General features: G+C 67.5%; 6 protein-coding genes. 2 read left to right on the top strand and 4 right to left on the bottom strand.

The genetic code is table 11. The annotated features are described in order from the left end of the window. Window positions 1-214: 214 nt before the first annotated feature. Window positions 215-631 (top strand): hypothetical protein, encoded by a 417-nt coding sequence (locus KQ304_RS11455; protein ID WP_259737208.1) that lies wholly within the window; start codon window positions 215-217, stop codon window positions 629-631. 85 nt (window positions 632-716) lie between these two features. Further along, window positions 717-3914 (top strand): cyclic nucleotide-binding domain-containing protein, encoded by a 3198-nt coding sequence (locus KQ304_RS11450; RefSeq protein ID WP_259737207.1) that lies wholly within the window; start codon window positions 717-719, stop codon window positions 3912-3914. 26 nt (window positions 3915-3940) lie between these two features. On the opposite strand, the gene KQ304_RS11445 is transcribed toward KQ304_RS11450, so the two are convergent. From KQ304_RS11445 to KQ304_RS11430, 4 genes are all read right to left on the bottom strand, one after another. Continuing rightward, window positions 3941-4213 carry a Nif11-like leader peptide family natural product precursor gene (locus KQ304_RS11445; RefSeq protein ID WP_259737206.1) on the bottom strand — a complete coding sequence of 91 codons (273 nt, stop codon included), beginning with the start codon at window positions 4211-4213 and terminating at the stop codon, window positions 3941-3943. 119 nt (window positions 4214-4332) lie between these two features. After that, the gene (gene corA, locus KQ304_RS11440) at window positions 4333-5436 is read right to left on the bottom strand and encodes a magnesium/cobalt transporter CorA (protein WP_259737205.1); all 1104 of its coding nucleotides are present in this window, start codon (window positions 5434-5436) and stop codon (window positions 4333-4335) included. After that, window positions 5433-5585, bottom strand: a complete 153-nt coding sequence (locus KQ304_RS11435; protein ID WP_259737204.1) for a hypothetical protein — start codon at window positions 5583-5585, stop codon at window positions 5433-5435. Before KQ304_RS11435 ends, corA begins: the two co-directional genes overlap by 4 nt. Before the next feature lie 52 nt (window positions 5586-5637). After that, the gene (locus KQ304_RS11430; protein ID WP_259737203.1) at window positions 5638-7266 is read right to left on the bottom strand and encodes a Na/Pi cotransporter family protein; all 1629 of its coding nucleotides are present in this window, start codon (window positions 7264-7266) and stop codon (window positions 5638-5640) included.

Here is a 7266-nt window from a genome sequence, read left to right as displayed (position 1 = left end):
CAATGTCTTGCAGAGAGGCCAACGATGCCGAAATCGGGCAGTTTGCGGCTCTGATAGCCGCCGATCCGACTTTTTGAGCCGGAAATCCACTGATGCCTGTGGAAAACTGGCTCGTGGGCTCGTTTTTCAGCAAACTCTTAATGCGGGGTTAGGGCTGGGTTGTGATCGCCACAACCCATAGGCTGCCTGCCACGGCGTTCGAACGTTGAGGCCAATGGATCCTGGCTGCAATGGCGAGCCCGCCTTCGACGACCGGCTGGGTGATCAACCGCCGGAGCAGTGGGCTGAGCTGGTGCGTCAGCGGCGCCGCTGGTTCTGGGGGGAGGGCTACCCGCTGGTGCGGATGTTGCAGCGCTTCCTGCAGGAGGCGCCGGAACTGGCCGAGGGCCTTGGCTATGCCGACGGCGAAAGCCTGCTGCGGCAGGGCTATGGCCTTGATCTGGTGCTGGCGGAGGGAGTGCGATCGCTGGAGTCGCTGCTGGTGGGCGGCTTCCCATCCCAGCCAAGGCAGCGGCAGTCGGCCCGGGCCTGCGTCTGCTGCGGCCAGTCCTTCCTGGCCAGGCGAAGGGATACCCGCTACTGCTCCAATCGCTGCCGTGCGCGGGCCAGCCGGGAGCGGCGACGGTGCTAGGGTCCGGCGGCTGTTGACGTCGGTCGTGGGGACGCGGGATCACGGTCAGCCCAGGCTTGATCTGCGGCCGGGAGAGCGAGCCCTGGTGGCTGGGCTTCTGCTGCACTCCCTGCTGGTGGGGGCGGTGCTGATCTTCACGCTCTCCGCGGCGAATGCCCTGTTCGTCTCCACGGTCGGCCCCTCCGGCCTCGCCTACGTCTACTTGGCGGTGGCGGTGGTCGGGCCGCTCAGCAGCGCCGCCGTGCTGAGTCTGGGGCGGCGGCTCTCCCAGCGCCGTACTTGGCGCCTGCAGCTTCTGGTGGTGACCCTGGTGCCGCTGGCGCTGCGCTGGCTTCTGGCCTGGGGGGATCAGGCCACGGCGGCCTTTGCCCTGCTGGTCTGGTACCGGCTGGCCGAGATCCTGCTCAATCTGGAGTTCTGGGGCCTGGCGGCCTCCTTGCTCCACGTGCGTCAGGCCAAACGGTTGTACGGCCTGATCGGCTCAGGGGAAGTGGTGGCCCTGGTTGTCGGTGGCTTCACCCTGCCGCTGCTGGTGTCCTGGATCGGCAGCGACAACATCATCCTGCTGGCCGCTGGTGCCAGCGCCCTCTGTCTCCCCCTTCTCGGCTGGATCCAGCGGCAGGCCCGATCGGCGGAGCCCGACGTCATCGCCACCCCCTCGGTGGATTCGCCCCTGCCATCCGCCGCGACCCGGGCCCCGAGCCCCTTCGTTCCGCTGGTGTTCGGCCTCTTTCTGGCCTCGGTGCTGATGCGCTATCTCGTGGATCAGAGCTTTCTCGTGGTGGCCCACTCACGCTTCACCAGCGCCAATCAGCTCACCGCCTTTCTCGGGGTGTTCTACGCCTGCGCGGGTGTGGCCACCCTGGTGCTTCGCGGCGGAGTCACGGCTCCATGGCTCGCCCGCTTCGGCCTCGGGGGCGGCCTGACGATCCTGCCGGCCAGCCTCGGCTCGGCAGTACTGGTAGCTGTCGGATCCGCCCTGGGGGCGCTTCCGGGTGCCTTGCTGTTCCCGGCGATCGTGGGGACGAAATTCTTCGATCGCTCCCTGCGCCTGTCGATCGATCGCTCCGCAGTCCTGCTGCTGTTTCAACCCCTCGGGGCGCTGCAACGGGTGCGGGTCCAGACCCTGGCGGAGGGGGTCGTCAGTCCCCTGGGGGCTGGACTGGCCGGTTTGCTGCTGCTGGCCATCGGCCGGATCTGGCCGAACCAGCTGGGGGTTCTGCCAGCTCTGATGCTGGGCCTGCTGCTGCTCTGGTTGCTGCTGGCCCAGCTGCTGCGCCAGCAGTATCCGCTGGTGCTGGCCGGGGCGTTACAGGGGCGCAGCCTGGCCGGGGGCTTGGTGTCGATCCAGGAGCCAGCCAGCCGGGATGTGCTGATCAAGGCCCTCCAGTGGCCCTCAGCTGCTTCGGTGCTCCAGGCCATCGAGCAGCTGGGCCATTCGGACCCGGAGTTCATCATCGAGCGCGCCGACAGCCTGCTGCTCCATCCGGCGGCGGAAGTGCGCCATGCGGTTCTTGTGAGGCTGGAGGAAGCCAGCGATGACGCCCCCATCGAGCTGATCGAGCGTCTGGCCAACTCGGATTCCGATGGCGAGGTGCGCGGAGCGGCGCTGCGGGTGCTGGCAGCCCACGACGAAGAGCGGATTCTCGAGGTCTATGGCTCGATTCTGGCCGGCCGTTCGGCTCCGGAGCGCACGGGGATGATCGTCGGTCTGCTGCGACACGGAAGCCTGGAGGGGCTGCTGCTCGCGGCCCGAGCCCTCAACGACCTCCTGCAGAGCGTCGATCCCCTCTGCCGTGTCCAGGCCGCGCGGGTGCTGGCGGACGTGGGCGGCGGAAATCTCTACCGCCCCCTGGTCACGCTGCTGAACGATCCGGACCGCAGGGTGCGCACGGCGGCGCTCGAGGCCGCGGCAACGCTGATCAACCGCCGCCTGCTGCCCCACGTGATCGATCTGCTCGGCGATCCGGGATGCCGTGGCGCCGCGACCCGGGCCCTGCTGGCGGCCGGGGAGGAAGGGTTAGCGCGGCTGATCGAGGAACTCCAAACCCTTCCCCCCGGAAGCGGGACGGAGAAGCTGATCCTCGGGGTGCTGGGGCGGTTCCGCCACCCCGGCGCCTGGTCGGTGCTGGTGCAACGGATGGCGGAGCGGGATCCGGCGCTGCGTCATGCGGCCCTGGCTGCCCTGGCCACCTCGGGCTATCAGGTCGCTCAGCCAGAGCGGCGGCTGGTGGAGGGTCGCCTGCAGGAGGAGGTGCGCTTCGGCGCCTGGTTGCTGGCGGCCCTGGCGGATCTCGAGGAGCGACCGCTGCATCCAGTGCTGTCCTCGGCCTTCGGCCAGGAGCTGGATCGTGTTCGCCAGAGGTTGCTGCTGCTGTTGAGCTTCCTGCATCCCGGTCGTGCCCTCCGCCAGGTGAGACTGCGCTACTGGACCGGCTCGACGCGGGAGCAGGCCTTGGCCCTGGAACTGCTGGAGTCGACGATCCCTCGACAGCATCTGGACCCCACCATGCCCTTGCTGGATCGGCACTCACCCGCGGAGGCCCTGGCCCTGCTGCACGAGAAGTACCGTCCCACCGTGTCGCCGGAGTCGTGCGGCTGGTTGCTGGCGATCATGGGAGGTGGCCATGGGCTCCCCGGCGACGGTTGGTTGCTGACCTGCGCCCTCTACAGCCTGGCGTTCCATCCGCAGGCGGTCCACTCCAATGATCGGGTCCTAGAGGCCATCGCGGTGGCGCAAACTTCGGCCAATCCGGTGGTGGCGGAGACCGCTCGCTACACCGCCCGATCCCTTCTCCCGAATTCAGGCTTTGCCGTCATGACCAAGACATCTCTGACGATCGAGAAGGTGCTGCTGCTCACGTCGGTAGGAATCTTCTCGTCCACGCCCAGTGATGTGCTCGTGCAACTGGCCCAGGCCATCGATGAGGTGTGCTTGGCGGCTGGGGACACCCTGTTCAGCCTTGGCGACATCGGCACGGCGATGTACGTGATCGTGGAGGGACGCATGCGCGTTCACATCGACGACCAGACCATCGTGGAGCTGGGCGAACGGGAGATCGTCGGCGAGTTGGCGGCGCTGGATCCTGAGCCCCGCTCGGCCTCGGTGAGCGCGCTTGTGCCCAGCCGCCTGTTCCGCATCGAGCAGGAAACACTGCTGGATCTGATGACGGATCAACCGGAGATCGTCCGAGGGGTGATTCGCGAGTTGGCGCGAAGGATCCGCCGGAGCAACCAGCGGGAAGGCGTCAGCGAGCCTGGGGCCGCAGCCCGAGCACACTGACGCCGGCGCTGAGGACGACGCCTAGGTCAGGATCCTGATCCGAGTGATTTGAGAAACCAGAGGATTTCGCCGGCATCCCAGCCCAGTTCGTCGAACTTCTTCACCACAGCCTCATCGGATCCTTCCATCAGAGTGCGGGCGAAGCACCTCACCAGCGAAGCGCTCGAGAACTCGATGCCCCTGGAGGCAGCCGCCTCAACCACCTCATCGGCACTAGTGGCCAATTTGATGCTGCGTTGCAGATCTTCGTCGCTGCGCAGGCACTCCACGAACTGGTGGATGGAATCGTCTGCTGCCATGGCTCCTGAGTGCTCAGTTAATACCTGCTTAATCTAACTCATTTGTTGGCCCACTTCCCCCTCAGGCGAGTCGATCACACCAGCCCGTCGCAGACTGACCTGGGCGATCCTTGCGATCCTCAGTGCCGGGGCGCCGTCCAGTCCTGGAACCAGCCGCGGCGCCACAGCCAGTAACTCTGAACCAGGGCGACCAGCACCATGAACACCAGAACGATGCCATAGCCATACTTCAGGTGCAGTTCCGGCATGTTCAAGAAATTCATGCCATAGATGCCGGCGATGAAGGTGAGCGGCGCAAAGATGGTAGAGACGATCGTGAGCGTCTTCATCACCTGGTTCATGCGGTTGCTGATGCTGGCCATGTAGGCCTCGGTCACTGAATCGCACTGATGGCGGATGAGTTCACAGGCCTCAAAGATCAGGATCACCCGCTGCTCCATGTCCTGGAAGCCATGCAGGGCGTCGGGGCCTAGCAGCCGTTGGGTCTGGCGCAGCAGCACCATCAGCTGATGGCGCAGCGGCCACACTTGGCCCCGGATGTCCCTCAGGCTGCTGCGGATCTGGTACGTGCGGCTTAGTAGTCGAGGTTTGGGCCGCAGCAGGGCCGCCTCCTCCAGCTGCTCCAGCAGCTCCGCCAGATGTTCCAGCAGTGGAAAGAGACCGTCGAGCAGCTCGTCGATCAGGAAGTGGAGGATGTCATCCAGATCGTCCCGCGTCGGGGCCGGATCCAGGCACCAGAGCCACTGGGTGAGCTGCGGAAAAGACCCGGCGCTGGGCACCTCCTCGAGGCTGATCAGCAGGTCGGGCATCAGCAGGAATCCCACCTGCTCGGCGATCAGGCGGTCGGGTGTTTCGGAGAAGCTGAGGCGGTGCAGCACAGTCAGCACCGCATCACCGATCGAATCAACCCGGGGGCGCTGGGGATGCTCTAGCAGAGGAGCCTGCATGTGGGCCGGAACCCCGAGGGTGTCGAGCACCGTGCGGATCAGAGTCGTGTCGGCCAGACCCTGCAGGCGCACCCAGAGCGGAAGCCCACCACTGAGCAGTGGCTCAAGATCCCGGGCGCCCGCCAGCTCCAGTTCCTCGATTCCCGAGGGCTGAAAACAGAGCACCGAGAGCCGCGTCGGCGCCCTGCCCCCATGGATGAACAGCTGGCTGGGGAGATCGCCGGGCCTCTCCGTCAGTCGCCTGGAGCGAAGGCTGCCCGGATCAATTCGTCTCATCCACGGAGTGTGGCGACCTTTGCACCCCCTGGGGAGGGGGTGCTGCGCTGAAGCAGGTGCTCCAGGGCCAGGCCCGAGGCCAGCAGGGTGCCCTGCAGCAGCAGGCAGCAGCCGATCTGTGCGCGGCGTTCCCAGAGCAGGCCCGTCATGACATCAGTGGAAGGGGCACTGCAGTTGAGACCACCTGCCCCCACCCCGCTGCTAAGCGGGCGACATCACGGGGCGTGGGGGAACACCGGAGGCGCCGCCCCTGGCCGCGGCTTCGAGATGGCTGCTGATGCGACCCAGGTGCTGGCTCACCCGCCGCAGCCAGCGGATCGCCTCCAGCCGCTGGCTGGCCTCCTCCACCTCCACCTCGCCGCTGGCCACCTGCGCCATCACCCCCTGGCGCAGGGGCTTCACCCGCCGGTGCAGGCTCTGGCTGGTGGCCAAGCTGCACCGGGCCACCTCTTGCCACTGCCGCGTCTCCACCAGCGGCCCCAGCTGCTCAAGGGTTACCAGCAGCTCGTGGCGTTCCTTCTGCAGGGCGCCGCTCTGGCGCACGGTGCTGGCCCGCTCCGGCTCCTCCTCACAGCGTTCCTGCAGGCGTTGCAGGTGGTCGAGGCTGTGCAGCAGGTGCAGGAGCCGCTGGGCGTCGGGTTCCTCCAGCCGGCGCAGGTGGATCTGATCGAGGAACTGCTCGATCCGGACCAGATCGGCCTCCAGCTCGTCGAGCGCCATTGCCCGGTGCCGGTCGCTGCTGGCGCCCAGGGACTGGCGCAGATGACGCATCAGCTCCAGCAGTGCCCGCTGCTGGGCGGCCTGGGCCAGGTCCAGGGCCCGGCGGGTGTCGGCGCTGGGGGGCTCATCGAGATCATCGGCCGCTCGCCCCTCCGGAGCGGGCAGGAGGGTCTGGATCAGGCGTGCGAACGGCTGGGTGAAGGGCAGCAGCAGGGCCACGCCCAGCAGGTTGAAGCCGGTGTGGAAGGCGGTGAGGGCGAATTCGGGATCCGCGGCGATCGGCCCCGCCAGCCAGCGCTGGCCCAGGCTCAGGTAGGCCGGCAGCAGCAGGAAGGCCATCACCGCCGTGGCCAGGTTGAAGACCAGATGGGCCGCGGCGGTGCGGCGGGCACTGAGGTTGGCTCCGAAGGCCGCGATCTGGGCGGTGATCGTGGTGCCCACGTCCATGCCGATCACCAGGGCGGCGGCCTGGCTCAGATCGATCGCTCCGGCGGTGAGTGCTGTGAGTGCTGTGGCCACCCCCGCCCCTGACGACTGGGTGATCACGGTGGTCAGCAGGCCCAGCAGCAGCAGCTGAAAGCGTCCGCCCACGCTGGCTCCATCGAAGCGCTGCGGTTGCAGCAGCAGCCCATGGCCGGCCATGGCCTCCTGCAGGGTGCTGATCCCGAGGAACAGCACGCCGAAGCCCGCCAGGGCGAAACCGACCTGGGCCCACCGCCCGCGCCCCAGCAGCCGCAGGCAGGTGCCGGCGGCGATCAGAGGCGGCATCAGTGCAGCCAGGTTCAGCTTCAGACCCAGCACCGCCACCAGCCAGCCCAGGCCGGTGCTGCCCACGTTCGCCCCGAAGATGATCCCCAGGGAGCTGGGGAAGCTGATCAGCCCGGCCTGAACGAATCCCACCGTGGCCACGGTGGTGGCCGACGACGACTGCAGGGCCGCCGTGGTGGCGGCACCGATCAGGGCGCCCGACCACGGGGTGCGCGTGAAGCGCAGCAACCAGGCCCGCAGGCGGCTGCCGGCCAGCTCACGCAGGGCTTCGCTCATCACGGTCATGCCCATCAGGAACAGACCGAGCCCCCCGAGGGCGCTGATGGCGGCACCGCCACCCAT

It is taken from the genome of Synechococcus sp. CS-1329 (assembly GCF_025128055.1).
Lineage (GTDB): Bacteria > Cyanobacteriota > Cyanobacteriia > PCC-6307 > Cyanobiaceae > Regnicoccus_A.
This window is presented reverse-complemented; position numbering and strand designations above follow the sequence as displayed.

Bases quoted from the DNA above. Each gene is read 5' to 3' on its own strand.
- KQ304_RS11455 (WP_259737208.1), top strand. From the start codon at position 215: ATGGATCCTGGCTGCAATGGCGAGCCCGCCTTCGACGACCGGCTGGGT.
- KQ304_RS11445 (WP_259737206.1), bottom strand. From the start codon at position 4,213: ATGGCAGCAGACGATTCCATCCACCAGTTCGTGGAGTGCCTGCGCAGC.
- corA (WP_259737205.1), bottom strand. From the start codon at position 5,436: ATGAGACGAATTGATCCGGGCAGCCTTCGCTCCAGGCGACTGACGGAG.
- KQ304_RS11435 (WP_259737204.1), bottom strand. From the start codon at position 5,585: ATGACGGGCCTGCTCTGGGAACGCCGCGCACAGATCGGCTGCTGCCTG.
- KQ304_RS11430 (WP_259737203.1), bottom strand. From the start codon at position 7,266: ATGGGTGGCGGTGCCGCCATCAGCGCCCTCGGGGGGCTCGGTCTGTTC.